The organism is Streptococcus sp. A25 (genome assembly GCF_043674095.1).
Classification (GTDB): domain Bacteria; phylum Bacillota; class Bacilli; order Lactobacillales; family Streptococcaceae; genus Streptococcus; species Streptococcus suis_V.
In genome coordinates, this window is the sequence record NZ_JBIMJO010000020.1 from 1 (window position 1) to 23264 (window position 23264).

General features: G+C 43.6%; 21 protein-coding genes. 2 read left to right on the forward strand and 19 right to left on the reverse strand.

The features are described 5' to 3' along the window. Positions 1–133: 133 nt before the first annotated feature. From ACHBID_RS09040 to ACHBID_RS09090, 11 genes are all read right to left on the reverse strand, one after another. On the reverse strand, positions 134–595 hold the full coding sequence (locus ACHBID_RS09040; RefSeq protein ID WP_105123425.1) for a YtxH domain-containing protein: 462 nt from the start codon (positions 593–595) through the stop codon (positions 134–136). After that, a complete protein-coding gene (locus ACHBID_RS09045; protein WP_105111192.1) occupies positions 579–992 on the reverse strand; it encodes a DUF948 domain-containing protein in 414 nt (137 codons plus the stop codon). Before ACHBID_RS09045 ends, ACHBID_RS09040 begins: the two co-directional genes overlap by 17 nt. A 12-nt stretch (positions 993–1004) precedes the next feature. Then, positions 1005–1781: a prolipoprotein diacylglyceryl transferase gene (gene lgt, locus ACHBID_RS09050; protein ID WP_172021704.1), complete on the reverse strand. Its 777-nt coding sequence runs from the start codon at positions 1779–1781 to the stop codon at positions 1005–1007. A gap of 1 nt (position 1782) precedes the next feature. After that, the gene (gene hprK, locus ACHBID_RS09055; protein WP_105111190.1) at positions 1783–2715 is read right to left on the reverse strand and encodes an HPr(Ser) kinase/phosphatase; all 933 of its coding nucleotides are present in this window, start codon (positions 2713–2715) and stop codon (positions 1783–1785) included. A gap of 234 nt (positions 2716–2949) precedes the next feature. Further along, the gene (locus ACHBID_RS09060; RefSeq protein WP_105111189.1) at positions 2950–3219 is read right to left on the reverse strand and encodes a PspC domain-containing protein; all 270 of its coding nucleotides are present in this window, start codon (positions 3217–3219) and stop codon (positions 2950–2952) included. After that, entirely contained in the window at positions 3209–3970 is a 762-nt protein-coding gene (locus ACHBID_RS09065) for a hypothetical protein (RefSeq protein WP_105123423.1), read from the reverse strand. The genes ACHBID_RS09060 and ACHBID_RS09065 overlap by 11 nt, the downstream gene beginning before the upstream one ends. 78 nt (positions 3971–4048) lie before the next feature. Then, the gene (menA, locus tag ACHBID_RS09070; protein WP_394732179.1) at positions 4049–5020 is read right to left on the reverse strand and encodes a 1,4-dihydroxy-2-naphthoate polyprenyltransferase; all 972 of its coding nucleotides are present in this window, start codon (positions 5018–5020) and stop codon (positions 4049–4051) included. Next, positions 5010–6053, reverse strand: a complete 1044-nt coding sequence (locus ACHBID_RS09075) for an FAD:protein FMN transferase (protein WP_172021706.1) — start codon at positions 6051–6053, stop codon at positions 5010–5012. The genes menA and ACHBID_RS09075 overlap by 11 nt, the downstream gene beginning before the upstream one ends. A 68-nt stretch (positions 6054–6121) precedes the next feature. Beyond that, entirely contained in the window at positions 6122–6625 is a 504-nt protein-coding gene (locus tag ACHBID_RS09080) for an FMN-binding protein (protein WP_394732180.1), read from the reverse strand. 73 nt (positions 6626–6698) lie between these two features. Next, on the reverse strand, positions 6699–7688 hold the full coding sequence (locus tag ACHBID_RS09085) for a polyprenyl synthetase family protein (protein WP_394732181.1): 990 nt from the start codon (positions 7686–7688) through the stop codon (positions 6699–6701). Positions 7689–7705: 17 nt separating this feature from the next. Beyond that, on the reverse strand, positions 7706–9589 hold the full coding sequence (locus tag ACHBID_RS09090) for an NAD(P)/FAD-dependent oxidoreductase (protein WP_105137321.1): 1884 nt from the start codon (positions 9587–9589) through the stop codon (positions 7706–7708). Between the two features lie 190 nt (positions 9590–9779). On the opposite strand from ACHBID_RS09090, the gene ACHBID_RS09095 reads away from it, so the two are divergent. Continuing rightward, entirely contained in the window at positions 9780–10319 is a 540-nt protein-coding gene (locus ACHBID_RS09095; protein WP_105160080.1) for a Gx transporter family protein, read from the forward strand. Positions 10320–10831: 512 nt separating this feature from the next. Here ACHBID_RS09095 and ACHBID_RS09100 read toward each other — a convergent pair. From ACHBID_RS09100 to ACHBID_RS09110, 3 genes are all read right to left on the reverse strand, one after another. Then, positions 10832–11548: a YebC/PmpR family DNA-binding transcriptional regulator gene (locus ACHBID_RS09100; protein ID WP_004195244.1), complete on the reverse strand. Its 717-nt coding sequence runs from the start codon at positions 11546–11548 to the stop codon at positions 10832–10834. A gap of 108 nt (positions 11549–11656) precedes the next feature. Then, on the reverse strand, positions 11657–13825 hold the full coding sequence (locus tag ACHBID_RS09105; RefSeq protein ID WP_394732182.1) for a PTS transporter subunit IIBC: 2169 nt from the start codon (positions 13823–13825) through the stop codon (positions 11657–11659). A gap of 36 nt (positions 13826–13861) precedes the next feature. Next, a complete protein-coding gene (locus tag ACHBID_RS09110; protein ID WP_394732183.1) occupies positions 13862–14653 on the reverse strand; it encodes an endonuclease/exonuclease/phosphatase family protein in 792 nt (263 codons plus the stop codon). A gap of 194 nt (positions 14654–14847) precedes the next feature. Here ACHBID_RS09110 and ACHBID_RS09115 point away from each other — a divergent pair, with 194 nt between their 5' ends. Further along, the gene (locus tag ACHBID_RS09115) at positions 14848–15555 is read left to right on the forward strand and encodes a GntR family transcriptional regulator (RefSeq protein WP_394732184.1); all 708 of its coding nucleotides are present in this window, start codon (positions 14848–14850) and stop codon (positions 15553–15555) included. Between the two features lie 55 nt (positions 15556–15610). Here the strand turns inward: ACHBID_RS09115 and glgP are convergent, their stop codons facing one another. The 5 genes from glgP to ACHBID_RS09140 all read right to left on the reverse strand — a co-directional run bounded on the left by glgP (position 15611) and on the right by ACHBID_RS09140 (position 23204). Further along, the gene (gene glgP, locus ACHBID_RS09120) at positions 15611–17875 is read right to left on the reverse strand and encodes a glycogen/starch/alpha-glucan family phosphorylase (RefSeq protein ID WP_394732199.1); all 2265 of its coding nucleotides are present in this window, start codon (positions 17873–17875) and stop codon (positions 15611–15613) included. Continuing rightward, positions 17868–19376, reverse strand: coding sequence for a 4-alpha-glucanotransferase (gene malQ / locus ACHBID_RS09125; protein WP_394732185.1), 1509 nt, complete (start codon positions 19374–19376; stop codon positions 17868–17870). Before malQ ends, glgP begins: the two co-directional genes overlap by 8 nt. Positions 19377–19581: 205 nt before the next feature. Continuing rightward, on the reverse strand, positions 19582–21681 hold the full coding sequence (locus ACHBID_RS09130) for an ATP-dependent Clp protease ATP-binding subunit (RefSeq protein WP_394732186.1): 2100 nt from the start codon (positions 21679–21681) through the stop codon (positions 19582–19584). A gap of 312 nt (positions 21682–21993) precedes the next feature. After that, positions 21994–22404: a peptide deformylase gene (locus ACHBID_RS09135; protein ID WP_105160089.1), complete on the reverse strand. Its 411-nt coding sequence runs from the start codon at positions 22402–22404 to the stop codon at positions 21994–21996. A 71-nt stretch (positions 22405–22475) separates the two neighbouring features. Continuing rightward, entirely contained in the window at positions 22476–23204 is a 729-nt protein-coding gene (locus ACHBID_RS09140; RefSeq protein WP_394732187.1) for a MerR family transcriptional regulator, read from the reverse strand. Between the last annotated feature and the right edge of the window lie 60 nt (positions 23205–23264).

Genomic DNA, 23264 nt, shown 5'->3' on the forward strand with positions numbered 1-23264 from the left:
TCCTCCAGTTTTGTTTTTCTAACAGTATACTGGAGGAGGGAGTGAGTAGATAGATACCTTGTTATTGGGCGGTTACCTTCAACCTATACAAAAAAATTGGATAGACTGCTCTACCCAATTTTTCATGTTATGATTAGAGTTCTGTTTCCGAAGTCTGGTCTTCTTCAACTGCTTCGACAACTGATTCTATTACGACGTCCGCAATGTCCATTTCAATATCTTCAGACACAATCACTGCATCTTCGACATCTTCTTCATCAACTGTTGGCGCATGGACTGTCTTAGACTTGATTGATTCAAACAAATCCTTAGACTTCTCTTTGCCTGTCTGCACCAGGTCCTCGACCGTCAATTCACCTGTTTCCAGTTGAGACTTGACCTCTGTAAATTTATCCGTGGCTTGCTTGCCCAAATCCTGAGCCTTAGAGACTATGTCGGCATTGATTTCTTCATGGTTTTCCTTGTAGTCATTAGCAAAAGAAATCACCTTATCCTTTACTGCCTTCCCTGTTTTGGTGGCCAGAAAAGCTGCTGCTGCCGCTCCACCTGCTGCACCCAGCAAGAGGCTTGTGACGATACTAGATTTTTTTACCATTTTTTGCTCCTTTCTTTCCTAAGAGAGATGATACTGTTGTAAGGGCAGAGAGGGCTCCGCCTGCTTTAGCCGTTGATTTGCCCGCTGACTTGGCCTTGACTGTCAAATCACGCGCCGAGGCATTGAGGTCGGACACTGAAGTCGACAAGTCTGCCACTGCCACAAAGAGCGGGTCGAGAGTTGACACCTTGCCATTGACATCGTCGACCAGGACATTGGTCTTGGCTAGGATTTCATTGGCCTGAAAGAGGGTCACATTGACATCACTGGTCAAGACCTTAATGGTTTGCTGGGCCTCATCTGTCACCTTGCCGACTTTTTGCAGGAGCAGGACCAGGTAGATAGCCACTGCCGCAATGGACAAGGCAATGATCAATACTGAAATTTCGATTAACATATATTCTCCTTTTTAGGATTGATAATAGGGAACTGTGGATTTTCTTCTCCGCACCAGGACCATGCTGATACCGACTAGGATAAGTAGTCCCGACAGCCATTGGGACACTCGAATGCCAAAGAACATGAGACTATCTGTCCGCATGCCTTCAATCAAGAGACGACCGCAGCCATACCAAATCAGGTAAAAGGCGGTGATTTCTCCCTGCTTGAGGAATTTCGGTCTTCTGCGCAAGACACAGATGAGAGCAAAACCAAGGATATTCCAGACAGATTCAAAGAGGAAGGTCGGCTGGCGATAGGCACCATCGATAAACATCTGGTCTCGGATAAAGCTTGGTAGGTAGTCCAAGTTGGCTACCTCTGCACCATAGGCCTCCTGGTTAAAGAAATTGCCCCAGCGGCCAATAGCCTGTGCCAGCATAACCGATGGTGCTACCACATCCAGGAAGTCCAGGGTCTCGATAAACCGGTATCTGGTAAAGAAATAGAGGACCAAGGCACCAGTTATCAGACCACCATAGATAGCAATCCCACCATTCCAAATGGCAATGACATCCAGCAAGTTGTCCTTATACTGGTCCCAGGAAAAGACGACATAGTAAATGCGAGCCCCAATGATTGAAATAGGAAAAGCCCAGAGGATAAAATCCAGGATATCATCTGAAGAAATTTTCTTTCTAGGTGCCTCTTTCGATGCCAAATACACACCTAGAATCAAGCCTGTCAAAATACAGATTGCATACCAGCGGATCTCCAGAGGCCCTAATTGAATAGCAATTGGCCCCATACTAGACCTCTTCCTTGTTTGTTTCGATCAAGTTGGTCAAGCGTTCTTCAAACATCTTGGTCGCATCAAAGCCCATCTGCTTGGCACGGTAGTTCATAGCAGCTGCTTCAATCACGACAGAGATGTTTCGACCAGTTTTGACAGGGATACGGATTTGCGGAATTTCAACACCTGCAATCTCGATGGTGTCGCCTGAATTGCCCAGACGGTCAAAGACCTTGCCTGTTTCATAATTTTCCAGATAAACCGCCAACTGAACCTCTGATGAATCCTTAACGGCACTCGCACCATAGAGACTCATAATATCAATGATACCGACCCCACGGATTTCCAATAGGTGGCGCAGAATTTCTGCTGGCTCACCCCACAGAGTCACATCATCCTTAGCAAAAATATCCACACGGTCATCCGCTACCAGGCGATGACCACGCTTAACCAATTCCAAACCAGTTTCACTCTTACCGATACCAGAATCTCCCTGGATGAGAACACCCATGCCATAAATATCCATGAGAACTCCGTGAACACTGGTCCGTTGGGCCAAACGACTATCTAGGAAAGAAGATAATTCCCCAGACAAACGACTGGTCGCTGTCTTGCTACGGCAGATCGCAATTTTCTTTTCCTTGGCCGCCTTGTACATCTCCTCAGGAATTTCCAAATCACGGGCTACGATAATCACCGGCGTTTCCGGCTGAAACATCTGCGATAGGACCTGATAGCGGTTATGGGCTGTCATGGCCATCATATAAGACCACTCTTTCATCCCCATGAGCTGAATCCGCTCTGGAGCGTAATAGTCAAAATAGCCCGTCATCTCCAAGCCTGGACGCGTAATATCAGCTGTTGTAATTTCCTTGCGCAACAACTCTTCTGTACTATACGCAGGCTCAATCCGCAGATTATCTACCAAATCTTTTACATATACTGTCATGCATTCCCTCTCTTTCGCTTCTGAAATTGTATCCACAAGTACGGTACCTTTAAATAAGAAATCGTTTTCTCACATCAAAGCCGTTTTTGCTACAATACCGACTGTATTTCGAGAAAAACAAGCCTTATCTCAGGTACCGAGCTGTGAATACGGTTCTCAGTATATTATACCATAAGCAACACTAATTGGTAACAAATAAGAAAAAGTTTGGAAGAAAGCTCCCAAACTCTGTTCTTAAAACCAGTTTTTCCGAATTTTTTCAGCATCCTTGATTTTTCGTGGGCCCATTCCATAACGCTCAGCATCCTGCTCTTCCTTGTAGGGAAGAAAATAGGCACCTGCTATATAGAGGACCAAGGTTAGCAAGGAAGCTCTACCGATCAATAGACTGGCTAAGAATAAGCCACGAACCAGCCAGACTTCCCAGCCCAGCTTGTGGGCTAGGCCAGCCAGTACACCAGCTAAGACTTTTCCCTGTTTGCATTTATATAATTCAATCGACATCTTTTATTCCTTTCACATAAAAGGCACTTTGACCAGTCTGAGCACGGATATAGAGCACATCATCGCCTGATTTCTCAAATCGGTAGGGACTGATTTTTTTCCGGCGATTGACTCGAATTTGTCCAGTCTCCGATTCAATTTTTCCTTGAATTCCTTGCCCCTTTCCAGCCTGCAATATCAAGGGTGCTTGATCCAGCTGGACATAGAGATGTTGGGCATAACCACCACACGTGTTCAAACGGATATCCTGTTGTTTTTTATCCTTCGAACTTCGGATGGAGATGTCTTCAAAAGGCAGGTAATCCAAGCGGGCATCTGCCTGACCCAGGTCCAGGTCAAAGACCGACATCCAGCGCTGAGGCAAGCTAATAGTCAGTTTGCAGGGCAGACTACTAGAAAAATAGAGACCCTTTTTCTCCACATAGAGCTGGGGGAGTTTTTCCTCAGGTGCATTTTCTTGATAGATAATCTCAAGGCCCACCTGGTCCGTCTTGGATTGGGTCACGGTCAAACGCCCTGCTAGGATATTGAGAAAAAGAGATTCGATTCCGTCAAAGCTATATTCTTGCTTGCGCTTATTGGAAGAAAACACCTTGAGATTGGGCAGACTAAAGCTCAATTTAACTTTTTCATCCTCCAAGAGAAATTCCGGCTGTTGGTCTAATTCCAGAAACAGAGCCCGTGCTTCTGCCTTGGTTAGCACTCCCTTTTCATATAGTTCTATCAAGCGTTCTTCTTGTGTTCGTGACATTCCATCCACCTCAATTCTCTTCTAGTATAGCATATAAAAGCAGAAAAGAATCAGCCCGAAGACTGATTCTATCATTTACTATTTCCAGCTCCAAAAGATAATGGCTACTACTAAAAACAAGACATAGATAGCTGCAAAGAGGACAAAGCTTTTCACAGCTTCGATAAAGGTTTCTCCCTTCACCTGCTTTTTCAGGAATCTCTTTAAACTCTTGTAGGCAGGAATGATTCCAAGTAGCCCGAGCAAGGCCCAGATTGGCAAAAATCCTGTCAGGCAATAAATCAACCAGAGCAACCAGGGCAGACTAGCAAGAGTAAAATAAAGTTGGAGCGCATGTTTCTTTCCGATATAATAGACCAAGGTATAGCGGTGGTTGCGGATATCCTCTTCCAGGTCGCAGGTGTTATTGGCCAGCATGATATTGGCAATCAAGGTCACCAAGGGCAAGGACATGAAGAGAATTTCCAAAACCTTAATCCAATCAACTTGCAAGCTCAGCCATTGCCCATCCAAACGAGCAAGTAGAAGACTGTCAGGCGCCTGGATAAAGACAGCTAGGAAGAAAATCCCCAACCCCATGGTCACTCCAGAAAACACCTCGCCCAGCGGCATGCGGGAAAGCGGAATGGGACCGAAGGTGTAGAAAATCCCAATCAAAAAACAAACAGCCCCCATAGGCCAGAGCAACCAGCTGGTCTGCCAAACTAAGATAAGGGAAACCAGGCTTGAAAAGACCAGCAGACCGAGGACGATGCCAATCATCTGCTTGAAATCAAGGGCAAACTTTCCGATAACATTGCTCTCTTGACGATAGACCTCGTCCTTGGCCTTGTGAAAATCCATGCTGTTGTTAATAGCAGTTGTGCACATGTCAAAGCTAAGGACAGCCAGGACAAAGAGCAGGGTGTTGAGCCAATTGAAGGTCTGGTAGCGGTAGAAAGCCCAAAGAATGCCGATGGTCATAGGAAAGACACTGGCAACCTTGGTTTTGAGCTCTACAAATTCTAGGAATACGGGCAAGGTTAGCCCTTTTTTACTATTAGTTGACAAGATGATACTCCTCGTTGCTTAGTTCAAATGAATCTTTTAAACCATCGCTGACATGAACTCCCTGGTCTTTATCAATGAAAACAGCCTCGACACCTTCCTGTTGATTGATAAAATCAAGCCCCTTTTCCACTCCTAAAAGGAAGAGGGTTGTCGATAGGGCATCACCCTGCATAGACGATTGCGAAAAGACTGTAACACCAGAGATGTCATTTTCCACAGGATAACCGGTCTTGGGATCAAGGATATGGTGGTATTTGAGCCCATCCACCTCGACATAGCGCTCATAGATGCCGGACGTCACGACAGAATCGTGAGTGCCAGGGACAGAGCCTACGGTAGCTCCACGAACTTCATCAGGGTCTTGCACGCCGACATTCCAGCCATCTTGACTAGAAGGCGAATCCCCCATAACCACTACGTTACCACCCAGATTGATGATAGCCGTCGTGATAGCTTTGCTGGCAAAGAGTTCCCGTACTTTATCGGCGATATAGCCCTTGGAAATAGCCCCCAGCTCCAGGGTCATCCCCTCCTCAATAAAGACTGTCTTTTTCTCCTTGTCTAGCTGGATCTTTTTATAGTCAATAAATGGCAGAGCTGCTTTGATTTCCTCGTCCGAAGGCTTACGGGCATCTGGATCTCCAATTTTCCAGAGATTGCTGACGGCACCAATAGATACATCAAAGAGGCCGTCGCTTTCCTTGCCCATCTCAAGAGCAGTTTCCAGAACCTCAAAGGTCCTCTCATCAACGACAACCGGCTCTTTCCCAGCCGCTTGATTGATACGGTAGACATCTGATCCCTCAAGGTTGGTTGATAGTAGACCTTCCATTTCCTTGATATAGGCAACAGCCCGATCCATGACCTCTTCCTGACCTTCATGGTAGATACTGAGCTGGACCACGGTGTGGAGCAGACTTTCGCTACGGGTCAAGGGACTTTTGATGACAGGCAGAGCCTCTTCTTTCTTGCCACAAGCGACTAATAGAATCAGCACAAGACTCAAACAGAGCCATCTTAGCGCTTTTTTCATAGATTATCCTCTCTAAACAGAAAACACAGTAGGCTGGCTACCGTGTTTCCCTCTTGTTTTTGAATAGATTATTCAAATGTCAATTTTACTGTTTCAGTATTTCCTTCTTCAGCAGCTTTCAAGAGCTCTTCAACTGATTTCTTGAAGTTTTCAGAAGTATTAGTCGCACCAGATACAACTTCTACATCTGCGCTTTGAGCTGCAAGAAGTTCTTCGTCAAGCTTGTCAGTTGCATCTTTAGATGAGATACCTGATTTTGCTTCCATGTTTTTGTTGTACTCTTCGTCTTCAGACTTCAAAGCACCGTCAGCATTTTCATAGTCAGCTGTTGAAGCAGTGATTTTACCATCTTTGATAGTAATTTCATGTACAAACTTCCAACCGCGCTCATCGAAATCAGACTCAGCTTTGTAAGTACCATCTTTCCAAGTTGCTGTTGCAGTTGCTTCAGAAGCTGCAGTTTCAGCAGAAGAAGCTGTTGTTGCTGCTTCTTCTTTAGCACCACACGCTACCAAAGTAAGGGCTGCACCAAGAACCAAGACACTTTTCAACATCCATTTTGTTGATCTCATATAAATACTCCTTTGGAATTATTTGTTTTTCTTATATTATGATATAACTTTTTTCCAAAAATGTCTAGTGTTTTTAGAAATATTTGTGAAAGAAATCACCCAAAAAAGCGTTTACTGAGTCTGCAACCTGTGGAGAAAGCTTTCTCAAATGCCAAGAGGACCTGTCCAGATACTGGTTTAGGATTATCTCCGTCCGCTCAAGAGCAGACGTAGCTAGAATTTTTTGGTGCAAGTCTGTCAACTTTTCAGGACTAGATTCATTGACCAACTCCTCGAAATCAGCAGCCAGGTCTTCATTGTCTTGTAAAGCTAACAACAGGGGAAGGGTATAAATACCATTTTGGACATCCTGCAAACCTGGCTTGCCAGACTCTGACAAATCTAGTTTGTAGTCAATCAAATCATCACGAATTTGAAAGGCCATTCCCAAATCACGGCCTGCTCGATAGGCCTGGCGCGCATGACGCAAGGACTGTCCAGGATAGAAGAGGCCCAATTGATAGGCATATCCGAATAAACTAGCCGTTTTCCCTTGAATTTGCTTTAAATAAGCCCTTGGCGTCATGTTCACATTATAGGCATTCAGGAGTTGCTCCAGCTCCCCCCTCAAAATCCATTCGACGATTTTATGGTGAGCCAGGTGAACGTCTTTTTCTTCAAGGTCCAATTGCCGGAGCCCCTGGGCCAAGAGACGACCGGCATAGGCCAAGAGATAATCTCCTGCATAAATAGCAATACGATTGGAAAATTGAATGTGGGCAGCCTGGATACCTCTACGGTAGTCAGCCTGGTCAATCACATCATCATGAATGAGGGTCGCCAAATGCAGAACCTCCAGATGAGCAGCAAAATAGAGCTTGGCAGGAACTATCTGGCCTTCTGTCTCCCTGGCTAAAAAAAGGCAAAGACCTGCCCTGAGGTATTTACCAGGAGCATCGATGTACTGATCAATTTTCTCTTTTACATCAGGGTGCAAGACTACCATCTCAGATTTGATGATAGCCTTGACCTGCTCTAATCCAGCTTCAACCTCAGGATAGGCCTTCCAAATTTCATGTACCACTAGTTCTTATTTGTCCTTTATTTTTTGTCATTCTTACGATAAATATGCTTGGGTCTACCATAGACGAGCTTATCAAGGAAGCGACCCAACCATGGCATAATCCAGTAGTCCAAACCAAAGGCACGACCGGCACCATTCATGAGCGAGATTGCCGCCGGGATGAACCAGATGTTAACCCAGTAGAACATACCAGACAAGCTAAACATGATAACGAACATAACTGTGATGGCAGATACCAACCATACAAAGGCACCACCAATCAAAGCCAAACCGATACCGATTTCGGTGATGGTCATGAATTTCTGCATAAAGAGAGCAACTTCTTGGTTAGGCATCATAAATTCCATAATTGACGCAAACCAATCTGGCATTGATTCCAAGACCGTCATCGGCGTTTCACCATAAGCATAGCTGAGACCAAAGATTGGATCTGCCATTTCTGCTACTGCTTCAGACGCTCCAGATACAGCTTCTGCAGCCGATGCCCCAGAAACAGGATCTGCCAACCATGGGAATGGGAAGACAACTTGGTCACCGAACCATGAAGTCGTACCGAAAAGACCAAAGGCCTTTTTCACACCCTCATAAAGCCAAACTGAACCGTAGAGCAGGCGCATTGGTAGAGACCAAAGGAGATTGCCCTTACCAGAAGTATGGCCACCGAAGATATTACGCTTGTTCTGAATATCAAAGAATTCATGACGAACATAGGCACCCATGTAGAAGAAGCTACGGATGGTAAAGAAGTAGAGCAAGTTGACCATGTGTTTGACAGCCATAGCCAGGAAACCTGACATGTGGTACTTGTCCATCAAGAAGGCTACGCCATAACGAGCACCGATAGATACCATGAAGCCGTCGTATTTACCTTTGTAGGCATGTTTTTCGCCACCCTTAATGGCTGCAACGATATTGCTTGCAGCTGTGTGACCTGTCTGCTCAGCAGCCTGTACGATTTGCGGTGTTGGCTTGCCTTCGCTTTCTTCAAAGTAAACCAAGTCACCGGCAACATAGACGTTCTCACGGCCTTTTGCTTCCATGTACTCGTTGGCAACCAGACGTCCTGCACGCGCACGTTCAATTCCAAACTCTGCAGCGTCTGTGTTGGCTTGAACACCGGCTGTCCAGATAGAGGTGTAGGTCGGAATTTGGCGACCTGATGACAGGGTCAGGCTGTCTTCTTGTACGCTAGCAACACCGTCACCGAGAACCAATTCAACACCTTTTTTCTCAAGGTATTTCTTAGCCTTAACTTGTTCTTTCTCAGTCACCATGGCCAAGATATTTGGCATTGCCTCAACAACCTTGAGCGAGAATTCTTTTGGATCAAGCTTGAACTCACGGGCCAGGATTGGTACCCAGTCAATAAGCTCACCAATCATTTCAATACCAGTGAAACCTGCACCGATAACAGTGAAGGTCAAGAGGGCGCGACGTTTTGCCTCATCATGCTCACGCATGGCACGGTAGCAGGCATCCACCATGTGATCGTGCAAGCGCTCTGCCGCTTCAATTGACCAGAGGGTGAATCCATGCTCTTTAACACCTTTAACACCGAAGTCATTGGCCTCGCCCCCCATAGCCAGCAAGAGATAGTCAAAGTCCAAGGTCTGGTGCTCAGCAATGACCTGTTTCTTATCATAGTCGATTTCCAAAACCTTATCAGTTACCAAGTCAACCTTAGGATACTTGGCAAAAATGCGTTGTAAATCATACTTAATCGCATTAGGTTCTACACGACCAGCAGCCACCTCATGGAGCTCTGTCATATAGGTATGGAAGGAATTCTTATCAATCAGGGTAACGGTTACATCCGAGTCCTTTTTAAATGTCTTTCCGAGCAAACGTGCTGCTGCAATCCCTGCATAACCAGCACCAACAATCACAATATTTTTCGTCACAGTGTGTCCTCCTTGTGAAAATAGAAACGATTTACATTAGATTATTATATACTTTTATAGAAGAAAATTCAAGCCCCTATTTCAATAACTAGTAATATCTATGAGGAAGCTTGCCAGATTGAGAAAAAAAAAGTAAGATAGAATGATAAGAATAGACACGAGTCAATCGGTTGAAAGGAGGCGAGAACTGGTGAACCGGAAACAACAAACCTTAAATTTTATCACCATGTTGGCGGCTCAGGCTGTGGTCATTTCGCTCATTGAGCGCTTGATCACTCCTCCTTTTGCCTTTGCGCCGGGTGCGAAGCTAGGGCTGGGAAATCTCATTAGCCTGATTGCCATTTTCACCCTTCCTACCAAAGACAGCTTAAAGGTTGTGGGCCTTCGCCTGCTGATTGCTACCTTTCTAGGCGGCACTTTTTCTACCTTTCTCTACAGTTTTGCTGGAGTCACCCTAAGCTATCTTGGTATGCTCGCCTCAAAGCAACTGGGACCTAAACGGGTCAGCCCTATCGGCATCTCCATACTGGGGGGTATGCTCCACAATCTGGGACAACTGCTTGTCTTTGCCAGCATCGCTCGTTCCTTCTACGTTTTAAACTACCTGCCGATTTTATCAATTACCGGCATCCTGTCTGGTCTACTGGTCGGCCTTGCTGCGACCTACCTACTAGAAAAGGTCGGACCGCTCCACCATTACCACAAACAAATCCTGGCCCAATGGAAATAGGCATGCCTTATTTCTGAGAAGGCGGGATTTTCTTTTTGAAAAAAACAAGGGCAGAAAAAGAACTGCCTCTAGACAATTCCAATTTCTAATCTTTTAACAAAAATGACTGTCCCCCGGACTATGAAGTGACAAAGAAAACCGCTTGTCAGCGGTTCGCATCTCCAACCTTCTAATAAAAATAACTTCCCCTGGACATTCTAATAGCTACAAAGAAAACCGCCTACCAGCGGTTCTCATCTCCAACTTTCTAGTCATTTTATATGTCCCACAGACCATGAAATGATAAAGAAAGGATTGCCTGCCAGCAATCCTAATTTCCAACCTTTTAAGCCAGTAATTGTCCTTATGGACAGCTGAAAATAAAGAAAACCAGCTGCCGCTGGTTCTCATTTCCAACCTTTTAATAAAAATGACTGTCCCCCGGACTTTTGAGTATAAAGAAAACTGCCTGCCGGCAGTTCCAATCTCCAGCCTTTTAATAAAATTGGCAGTCCACTGGACTGCCAATTTTATTAAAAGCCATCTACATTCGTGTAGATTTTTTGGACGTCTTCGTCGTCTTCGAGAGCGTCGTAGAGTTTTTCAAATGTTGCGAGGTCATCGCCGTCAAGTGATACTTCTGATTGTGGGATCATTTCCAGTTCAGTAACATTAAACTCTTGGATTCCTGATTCTTTCAGTGCCACGATTGCCTTGTGCAAATCAGTTGGTGCTGTATAAACAGTGATTGTGCCGTCTTCTGCTTCTACGTCATCCACTTCGACATCTGCTTCAAGGAGCAATTCGAAGATGGCATCTGCATCATCACCAGCAAATACAACCACACCTTTTTTATCAAACATAAATGATACGGAACCAGATGCACCCATGTTACCGCCGTTTTTTCCAAAAGCAGAGCGGACGTTAGCTGCCGTACGGTTTACGTTTGATGTCAAAGTATCAACAATAATCATAGAACCATTTGGTCCAAAGCCTTCGTAACGACCTTCTACGAAAGTTTCGTCTGTATTTCCTTTTGCCTTGTCAATAGCCTTATCAATGATGTGTTTTGGAACCTGCGCTTGCTTAGCACGGTCAATAACAAATTTCAGCGCTGAGTTTGTTTCTGGATCTGGGTCACCCTTTTTCGCTGCTACATAGATTTCAACACCAAATTTGGCGTAAACTTTTGAGTTAGCACCGTCTTTTGCGGTTTTCTTGGCTACAATATTGGCCCATTTACGTCCCATGGGGAACCTCCTACATTTTATAAAATCGCTTTATTATACCATAAATGGCAAGGATTGAGAAGATTTTAAAAACAAAAGACAAGCTCACATGAACTTGTCTTTTACTTTTTACAACTCAACTGTCGCAACTTGACTATCTTTGCTCACTTGTCCAAGATTGCCAAGGCTGACAGATTTGATTTCTGCTGTGTTTGTGAAGGCAACGACGATAGTTGTTTCACGTCCTGCTGAGCGAATGGCTTCCAAATCTGCTACAAGGAGCAAGTCTCCTGCTTCAACGCGTTGGCCATCTGTTACCTTAGTTGAGAATGGAACACCGTTTAGTGCAACTGTATCTAAACCAACGTGAACTAAAACTTCTACACCCTTGTCAGACAAAATACCGACAGCGTGTTTTGTTGGGAAGACACTGGTTACAATACCTGAAACTGGTGCGTAAACATTGCCGGAGCTAGGCTCAACTGCATAACCGTCGCCCATCATTTTTTGTGAGAAGACCGGATCTTTCACTTCTGTGATGGCGATGGCTTGACCTTCAGCAACAGCATAAACTGCCTCGGTCACACCCTTGAATTGTGCTTCCTCAACTACTGTTTCAGTCGCAACAATTTCCGTACGAGGGATGGCTACGCCAGATTCTAGTAAGTCTTGAATGTCTGATTTGAGAACATCTGCTTTTGGTCCGTAGACTGCTTGAACACCTGAGTCTTTGATAATCAAGCCCATAGCACCAGCCTGTTTCCAAGCATTTTCATCTCCAACCTGTGCCACATCTTTGACACTAACGCGAAGACGAGTCATACAAGCATCCACATCTGCGATATTATCACGACCACCAAGCAAGTTGATGATTTGTACCACTTGTGAACTAGCATCCGCAGTATCTACGTTTGAATTTGAAACCACATCTGTTGTTTCTGTATCATAGTTACCATTGCGTCCAGCTGTTGCTAGGTTGAATTTTTGAATCATGAAGTTGGCAATGAAGTACATTGCAACTGCAAAGAGGGCTGTTACCCAGATAAAATTGACAACGTCCATACCGATACCAGCTTTGATCGCCATCGGTGTACGTGTAAGGAATTCGATATTACCAAATGAGTGCATACGCAAATTGACAATATCTGCCATCGCAAAAGCCGCACCTTGTACAAATGCATAGACTACATAGAGTGGCATTGCCGCAAACATGAACATAAACTCAATTGGTTCTGTTACACCTGTCAAAAAGACAGCTGCAGCAGATGAAAGGAACATACCACGATATTTTTTCTTCTTATCCTCATCAACATTGCGGTACATAGCAAGGGTCAAGCCCATGAGAATACCTGAGGAACCAATCATTTGACCTACTTTAAAGCGAGCAGGGGTTACATTGGCAAGAAGGTCATTGTACTGAGTCAAATCACCAGCATCCTTGAGGTTAATCAAGTCTGTAATCCAAGCCAACCAGAGCGGATCTTGACCAAATACTTGTGTACCTGCTTGTGCACCTGTCAAGATGTCATAGGTACCACCAAGTGATGTATAGTTCATTGGAATGGTCAACATGTGGTGCAAACCAAATGGAAGAAGCAAACGTTCCAAGGTACCATAAACAAAAGGTGCAAGAATTGGTGCTGTATCCTGTGAGCTTGCAATCCATTTACCAAAGCTATTGATTCCTGTTTGAACAACTGGCCAAAAGATAGCTAATCCTAGCGCTACAAGAACTGAGCGATAGATAACCACAAATGGTACAAAGCGTTTGCCGTTAAAGAAGGTCAATACATCTGGCAACTTGCGATAGTTGTAGTATTTGTTGTAAGCAGTCGCACCAACAAAACCAGCAATAATCCCTACAAAGACACCCATGTTCAAAGCAGGCTGACCAAGGATATTGACAAAGTATCCAGATACTGGAATTTCTGTCCCAAAGACTGTGCTAACAGTCGCAGTCGCATCTGCCAACATATCAGTAGTTACACCGAAGAAATGACCTGTAATCAAGTTAATCAAGATAAAAGCAAGACCTGCCGAGAAAGCACCGCCAGCTTTTTCCTTAGCCCAGCTACCACCGATTGCCAAAGCAAAGAGCAAGTGAAGGTTTCCGATAATCCCCCAACCGATTTGGGCAATGATATTCCCAATACGAATGAGCAATTCTGATTCAGGACTGATTAGTGGAATCGAGTTTCCGATAGAAACCATCAGACCTGCCGCCGGCATAACGGCGATCACTACCATCAAACATTTACCGAATTTTTGCCAAAATTCGAAACTAAGAAATTTTTTCATGTTTTTCTCCTTAAATTTTTCTTGGTCTGTTGACCATTAAATACTTAATCTTACTTCCACACCAAAGTGGTCCGATATTACAGGAAGATTGTCCCCGTTGAAAATCACTCGACTGGATTGAACCTGTCTTTCCTGATTTAAGAACACATAGTCCAGACGTTTTTCCTGGCTATGACCTGCCCATCCGTCAATGGCTTTTTCAACAGTGATACCGCTGTCCTTTTCCTCTGCCAAATCATAACTATCATAAAGGCCCAGGTCCTTGATAGCTTGGTAGGCTTGGGGATTTGATAAAGCATCCGTATTGAAATCACCCATGAGGATTTTCAATCGATTCGAATCCGTTCTCTCAATAATCGAGCGAATATTTTCCAACTGATTTTCTTCTTGACTATCTGGAAGATTGATATGGCAAGAATACAAATCTATCAACTCATTCCCATATGCCACTGTCAAGCCAATAATCTTGCGAGACAGGATTGATGTCAAATCTTGGTGCTGACTACAGTAGAAGGCATCCACTTCATAAACAGGCAGTTTGGTCAAAAAAGCAATCCCTTCGTCATACTTATCATATCCAATATGGGAATTGGACCAGAAATAGGAATAGTCTGTCATTCCAAGCTTCCTCAGCTTCTCAAGCAGGACCAGACCATAATTGTCTTGGCGTAAGTCTTTGGTCACCAAGGGACTTGTCATCAGTTGATTGACTTCCTGGAGAGCGATTACATCATATTGCTTTTGTGCAATGGTCTGAGCCAGAATATCCATTTTCTCATGCTGGTCATCTTCTAGCCAGGCATGAACATTAACTGTTAGTAACTTCATGTCGCTCCTTTCTATTTACTTAGTAAAACCTTTTCAACTTGTAACCTTATTATAACGTAAACGTTTTCAAATGTCAATGGTTTTACGTAATAATTTTATTTGTTTTCCGTAAAAGTCACTTGGACTTAGAATACTGACCTTTGGCATTTTTTATGATATACTAGCGGTAAATAGCAAGCTAGGAAGTTACCCAAATGAGTAAATACAAAAAAGTCTATGCTGACATCAAGGAAAAAATTGAACAAAATATCTGGCAGGCCAATCAAGAGATGCCTACAGAAAATGAACTGATGGAGATTTACTCCTATTCCAAGGACACCATCCGCAAGGCCCTATCGCTGTTGGAGATGGATGGCTATATCCAAAAACGTCAAGGGAGAAATTCCATTATTTTGGACCATAATCTTGTTCGAAAACCATTTGTATCCGAATTGAAGACCGTCAGCGAACTCAACCGCTCTGCCCACCATCAAGTCCAGACCGAATTGACCAACCTCTATATTGTCCAAGGTCAGCCAGAGGTCATGAAGGAATTGGAAGTGGATGAAAAAACGGATCTCTACCGTGTCAGTCGCGTTCGGACTATCGACGGTGAGCGATTAGAGTATGAGATTTCCTACTTTGACCGCAGAATTGTCCCCTATCTCAGCAAGGAAATCGCTGAAAGCTCGATTTATCAGTATCTAGAATCGGACCTGGGCTTAGGAATCTCTCATTCACGTCGAGAAATTTCCTTCCGCTTTGCAACGGAGGAAGAAAAATCCTTGCTTGATCTAGCTGACTACGACATGGTGGTTTCCGTCACTAGCACCACCTATCTGGCAGACGGTCGTCCCTTCCAGTACGGCACCATTACCTACCGACCAGACAAGGTCACCTTTGTATCTATGGCCAAACGGTAAAAACTAAATATACCAAAAAGAATGTTCCCACTCGGAAACATTCTTTTGTTTTAGATTATTTACTGTGCCAGATGTCTTCGTTGTACTGCTCGATTGTACGGTCAGATGAGAAGAATCCTGCTTTGGCGATGTTGTGAACAACTTTCTTGTTCCATGAATCTTGATCTTCGTAATCTGCAAAGACTTGCTCTTTAACTTCGATGTACTCTGCTAAGTCAATCAAGGTCATGAACCAGTCTTTCGAGATCAATTCATGGTGAAGACGACCAAGGCGTTCTTCATTACCAAGTGCAAGTACTTCATCGCTGACGATAAAGTCAACTGCACGCTTGATATTGGCATCGCCATTGTAATAGTCCGAAGATACGTAACCAGCCTTGTCGTACAAGTCGATAATGGTATCTGAATCCTTACCAAATGTGTAGATATTATCCATGCCTGCTAATTCTGCAATCTCAACGTTAGCACCGTCCATAGTACCAAGTGTCAAAGCACCGTTCAACATAAATTTCATGTTACCAGTACCTGATGCTTCTTTAGAAGCAAGTGAGATTTGCTCAGAGATGTCTGTCGCAGGGATAAGTTTTTCTGCAACCGTTACGTTGTAGTTTTCTACCAAGTGAACGTTGAGATACTTGCTCACTTCTGGATCGTTATTGATCAATTCAGACAAGCAGAGAATCAAGTGAATGATGTCTTGGGCAATCACATAAGCTGGAGCCGCCTTACCACCGAAGATAACAGTGATTTTACGTTTTGGAAGGTTGCCGTTTTTGATTTCAAGATACTTGTGAATCACATACAAGGCATTCATTTGTTGGCGTTTGTACTCGTGGAAACGTTTGATTTGTGTATCAATGATAGAGTTTTCGTCCAACTCAATTCCCTTGTTGTCTTTCAGGTAACGTTTAAGAGCCAATTTGTTGTTGTGTTTGATTTCAGCCAATTTAGCATGAACTTCTTTGTCATCAGCAAAGGCCAACAATTTCTCAAGCTTAGTCGCATCTGTCAAGTATTCATCGCCAATCAATTCCTTGATGTAGTCTGCAAGATCTTGGTTGGCAAATTCTAACCAACGACGGAAGGTGATACCGTTTGTCTTGTTATTGAATTTCTCTGGGTAAAGCTCGTAGAAACCTTTCAACTCAGAGTTTTTCAAAATTTCAGTATGGAGAGCCGCAACCCCGTTGACAGAGTTTGAGAAGTGGATATCCATGTGAGCCATGTGCACACGACCAGACTCGTCGATGATGTGAAGAGCAACATCCGCTACTTCCTTAGCAACCAAGGCATCCAATTCCCTGATGATGTCTACTAAGTGAGGTACTACCTCTTCCAAGAATGACAATGGCCATTTTTCAAGGGCTTCTGCCAAGATGGTGTGGTTGGTGTAACCAGTCATGTTCTTAACGATGGCCACTGCTTCTGCAAATTCCAAGCCGTGTTTTTCAGTCAAAAGACGGATCAATTCTGGAATAACAAGTGAAGGGTGAGTATCATTGATTTGAACGTAAGCATAGTCTGCCAAGTCACGCACATTTGAACCACGCTCAATCGCTTCGTCAATCAAAAGCTGGGCAGCATTTGACACCATGAAGTATTGTTGGTAAATGCGGAGTAATTCACCATTCTTGTCTGAATCATCTGGATACAAGAAGAGGGTCAAGTTTTCTTGAATAGCCGTCTTGTCAAACGTAATGCCATTTTCAATCAAGCCATAGTTGACAGACTGGATATCAAACAAGTTGAGGTAGTTCTTAGTGTCTTTCTTGTAACCAAGAATATCCAAACGGTCCAATTTAGAGGTCAAAGTAAAGTTTTTAAACGGTACATTGTAGCTGATTGTCGTTGGAATCAACCAAGAATCATTTTCAATCCAGAAGTTTGGCTCTGCATCTTGTTGGTTGTCCTTGAAGACTTGTTTGAAGAGACCGCAGTGGTAGTTGAGACCAACACCCTCACCGTTGATCCCAAGTGTTGACATAGAGTCCACAAAACATGATGCCAAACGACCAAGACCACCGTTACCAAGTGATGGTTCTGGTTCCACGTCTTCAACCTGTGCCAAAGACTTGCCAGCTGCTGCTAATTCTGCCTGAATGTCCTTGTACACACCCAAGTTGATCAAGTTGTTTGACAAGAGTTTACCGATAAGGAACTCTGCTGAGATGTAGTAAACCTTGCGTTTACCTGTGTTTTTTGGTTTTGTAGCTGCAGCTTCTTTTACGTAGTTTAACAATTGAAGATAGATTTCTTCGTTTGTTAAATCAGCTAATTTTTTCGAAGTATTTGTTTCTGCAAATGTTGTAAAGTTAATCATGATTTTCATTTCCTCGTTGATATAGTGTTGTCATTTTGACTAAGAAGTCTTTGCGTTCCTGGGTTAAATCTTCAGCTTTCATTCGCCATTCCCAGTTACCTCCGACAGTTGAAGGCATGTTCATGCGGCTTTCCTCGCCCAAGTCAAGAACATCTTGCATGGTCGCAATAGCTGTGTCGCTGACAGTGGCAAAGAGAGTTCGAAGCATGGCTTGGGTCACTGGTTCAATCGGCTTTCTGTTGGTATAGGCATCTACAAACTCCTGTTGTTCAGGCTCTAGATTGTTATACCAACCATTGACCACCTCGTTATCGTGTGTGCCTGTGTAGGCGATAGAGTTTGGTACGCAACGGTGTGGGATGTCAATGCTTCTCCCTGTCACATCGAAGAAGCCAAATTCTAGAATTTTCATTCCTGGATAGCCACAATCTGCAAGCAACTTACGAGCCTTAGCATCGATATTCCCTAGGTCCTCTGCAATAATTGGCAAGTCGCCAAGGGTTTCTTTGACCGCCTTGAAGAGATTGTAGCCTGGACCTGGCTCCCAAGTACCAACCTTGGCAACTTTAGCATCTCCTGCTACCTGCCAGTAATCTGAGAAGCCTTTGAAGTGGTCAATTCTCAAGACATCGTAGAGTTTGAAACTCTCGTGAATGCGATAGATCCACCAGTTGTAGCCAGTTTTTTCATGTTGCTCCCAATCGTAGAGTGGGTTGCCCCAAAGCTGGCCATCTGCAGAGAAGTTATCTGCTGGCACACCTGCCACATAAAGCGGCTTGCGCTCGCTATCTAATTTGAAGAGCTGTGGCTTGGTCCAAACTTCCACACTATCAGCAGAAACATAAATTGGCATGTCTCCGATAATCTTAATGTGATTTTTATTGGCATATTCTTTTAGCTGTTTCCACTGGCTAAAGAAGAAATATTGAGTGACTTTAAAGTAATCAATTTGGTCTGTCAATTCCAAGCGGTATTTTTCAAGAGCTTCTTCATTTCGAGCAACAACTTTCTTGTCATCCCACTCTTGTAGGGCCTTGTTTCCAAAGTGTTCTTTAATAGCCATGAATTCCGCATAGTCATTTAACCATGACGAATTGGCTTTTTCAAACTCTTGAAAGGCTGCTTTACGCTTGTCATCACTCAAGAAGTTTTTAACGGCTCTTTCCAAAATCGGACGACGAGCCTCATAGATCAAGGCATAGTCTACTTTTTCTGGATTGTCCCCAAATTTCACATCTTGGTAGTCAAAGTTGGCCAATAAATCTTCTTCTGCCAACAAATCAAAATCAATTAAATGAGTATTTCCTGCAATGGCAGAAAATGATTGATAAGGTGAATCTCCATAACTTGTCGTTGTGAGAGGAAGGAGCTGCCAGTAGGTCTGCTTGGTTTCGACCAAGAAATCTACAAAGTCATAGGCAGGCTTTCCAAAAGTACCGATACCAAACTTACCTGGAAGTGAGGTAATATGCATTAAAATTCCACTGGTACGATTCGCCATAAAAACGTTTTCCTTTCTTTCGATTACAATGATAGTTTAACGCAAACGTTTGCACTTGTCAAGGATTTATACAATATTTTTTGAAAGTTTTACGTAAAAGCTGTCAAGAACTCGTAAAATATATCATATACCTACATTTCTCTAAAAAGAAAAAACAAAGAAAATCCGAGTTTAATTCTCGAATTTTCTATATTATTCTATAATTTTATGAAAAGGTTTGCTCTTTTATTTGGATAGTTCCATCAACAACATCTGCTTCTAGGTGTTTGACTTCAACATTATCCAAATAGAAGTCTGTCACCTTATCACGGATTTGATTTTCAATCACGCGACGCATAGGACGAGCTCCCATTGCCTGGTCATAGCCTGCTTCCATCAAGAATTCTTTGGCTGCATCCGTCACCTCTAGACTAATTCCCTTCTTAGCCAAGGTCTTGTTGACCTGTGCCAGCATCAATTCTACGATGGCTTTGAGATCTTCTTTATCTAAGTGTTTAAATTCAATAACCCCATTGAAACGGTTGAGAAATTCTGGACGGAAGTAAGGAGAAATGCGGTCCATAATAGCCACTTTCTCATCAGTCACTGGCACATCATAACCAAAGCCCGCATTTGAAGTAGCAATGATAATGGTGTTTTTAAAGTTGACTTGGTTGCCCTGACCATCTGTCAAATGCCCATCATCTAGCACTTGCAAGAGAAGGGTAATCACTTGTGGATCTGCCTTTTCAATCTCATCTAAGAGAACAATAGAGTACGGATTGCGACGTACACGCTCTGTTAGCGTATGAGAATTATCATCATACCCGACATATCCTGCTGTGGTACCGATTAATTTGGAAACTGCTGTCCGGTCGCTGTATTCAGACATATCCAGACGAATAATGGCATCCTTATTACCAAACAAGTCTAGAGCTAGTTGTTTAGCCAACTCTGTTTTACCAACACCAGTCGGACCAACAAAGAGGAAGGAGCCGATTGGACGGTTACCATCATCAAAGCCTGCACGATTACGACGAATGGCACGGGATACTGCTTCCACTGCATCATCTTGACCGATTACATTTGTGGCTAAGCGATTTTTCAAGTCCTTGAGGCGTTCGATATCAGAAGCTCCCATTTGAGAAACTGGAATTCCTGTCATCCGCTCAACCGCCTGAGCCACATCATTAACAGTCGCCACCACTTTCTGTTGCTCCGTATGATTATCAATCTGTTTTTGTAGCTTATCAATGCGGACCTTTTCATTCAAGGCTTTTTCATAATCCTCTTTTTCAGCTGCTTCCAACTGCAACTGTTTTGCCTCAGCCATTTCTGCTTCCAAGGTCTGAATATCTGTCACAGGATGTTGTGCAGCCAAGTGAGCAGCGGTCACATCAATCAGGTCAATAGCCTTATCAGGCAAGCTACGTTGCGGAATATATTGGACGGAATAATCAACTGCAGCTCTCAAAACCTCATCTGGCAATTCAATATTGTGGTGGGCTTCATAAAGCGGCTTAATCCCTTTCAAAATCTGGTAGGTGTCTTCTGCGGACGGAGCATTGACCTTGACTTCATTGAAACGACGAGCCAGAGCAGCGTTCTTGTGAATGGTATTGCGGTATTCGTCCTGTGTAGTGGCACCGATAACCGTCAATTCCCCACGGGATAAAGCTGGTTTGAGAATATCCGCTAAGCCCTTGGAACCTGAGTCTCCGCCAGTGCTACCAGCTCCCAAAATCTGATGAATTTCATCAAAGAAAAGAATGATATTTCCTGCTTTTTTGACTTCATCCACAAGATTCTGCACATTTTCCTCAAATGCTCCACGATACTGAGTCCCAGCTTCCAAGCCTGAAATGTCGATGGAGATAATTTCCTTGTTCTTAATGGCTGCTGGCACATCTCCGTTGACAATGGCTTGAGCCAAGCCTTCTACTACCGCAGTTTTACCAACACCAGCATCACCGACCAAAACAGGATTGTTCTTAGTCCGACGAGCTAGGATTTCAGAAGTTTCTTGGATTTCCTTGTTCCGTCCAATGACTGGATCCAACTTACCTTCACGCGCATCTTGGGTCAAATTGCGACCCAGTTTTGCAAGAATCCCATCTGACTTTATCTGACCTTTACCCTGTGTTTGAACCACTTCTTCTGTCTGTGGCAGGCGACCAGTCTGACGGTACATAGCGAATTCCTCCGGTGTCACTTCACGCCCATTGATAGAATAACGGCGACGTTCTGTGCTGTAGCCACCCATGTTTCCCATGAGTTGATTGAAAATATCGTCCATATTGTTAAAGTTATTAAAATTGTTGTTCATAGTTCCACCTCGTTTATTTTTATCATTTTTATTGACCAATACTGACCTTTGAGTTAAAAAAATTACTAATAGGAAATAATCTTATCTTTCATCCTAACCTCCTTAGAAGTTTGTCCTTTACTGACCAATAAGACTAATAGAAAATCAAATAAGCGTTTGACCTATACTGACCTTTTGGTTGAAAAATATGCAAGGCCTCATTACCTTACATTCATTATTCTACACCATTGGTCAGTAAAAGTCAATAGTTTTGTTTGACTTTTTTTTGACTTTTTGATAAAAAAATCTATCTGACGGTAGATTTGGTAGCTACTAGATGATAATCCCTTCCAAATGATCTAGTTCATGCTGAACAATCTGGGCTTGGAAGTCTGTCAGCTTTAGGCTGACAGACTTCCAAGAAGCATCAAAAAATTCCACTTCAATCTCCTGATAGCGAGTGGTCGGACGGGTACCTTCGAGCGACAGACAGCCCTCCTCAGTCTGATAGGGATTGGCCTTGCTGACGAGGACAGGATTATACATGACCAGGTTGGTAAAACCCATGTTGACGATGATAATCCGCTTTTTGATACCAATCATATTAGCCGCCATGCCCACGCAGGCGTGAGCGTTGGCTACCAAAGTGTCCTGCAAATCCTGACCGACTTGTAGATCCGCTTGAGTCGCAGGCTCAGACTTCTGCTGCAGGAAGAAAATATCTTTCATAATAGGTTGAATCATGGGGTGGCTCCTTATATTCTAGCTTCATCTAGTATACCAAAAAAGCCTAGTTCTCACTAGACTTCTTTCGTTTATTCTTTGCAATAAATCGCAATAGCTTGACTGACAAAGGCTGCTGTTCCTGGTCCACCTGCTCGGTCAATATTGGTTGTAAATCGCTCGTCTTCAACATACATAAGACCTAGATTTTGCAAGATTTCCTTGGTGCAGGTGTAGAAATTTTCCGTGATATAGGCCTGCAAGTTGGCTACCTGAGCCTGCACATCTGGATGACTGACTTCTAAGCTCAGCATTTTTCCAAAAACTTCAAAAATAGCCTGCATCTCTTGAGCAAACACCCGGTCCTTACTGGCATCGTATTTCTCTTCAAATTCCGCAAAGGCTGAGGTATTCCCCCACCGCTCCTTAGCCTCCACCTTGTAGGCTTCTAGTTGACTGCTGTCAAATGCGTGAAAATCCATGACTTCTCCTCCTTTTTCTGTGAGCAATCTGGCGTGATTGATGATGCGATCCAGCCGTTCCCTTTTGAGCTCTAAAAGGGTGATATGGTCCCGCAAGACTTGCTGACGATTGACTTCCGTCACGTCCAGAAGCTGCTGAATGTCTTTGAGAGGAAGATCCAATTCACGAAACAATAGAATTTCTTGCAGACGAGCCAAATTCTCTTGATTATAGTAGCGATAACCATTTTCAGCCACAAATGCTGGTTTGAGCAAACCAATCTGGTCATAGTGGTGCAGGGTCCTCACCGTCAATCCTGTCAACTGACTGACCTGCTTAACTGTCCAATTTTCGCTCATAGAAATCTCCTCTCTATAATCAGTATAAGGGATAACGTAAGGTGAGAGTCAAGAACTTTA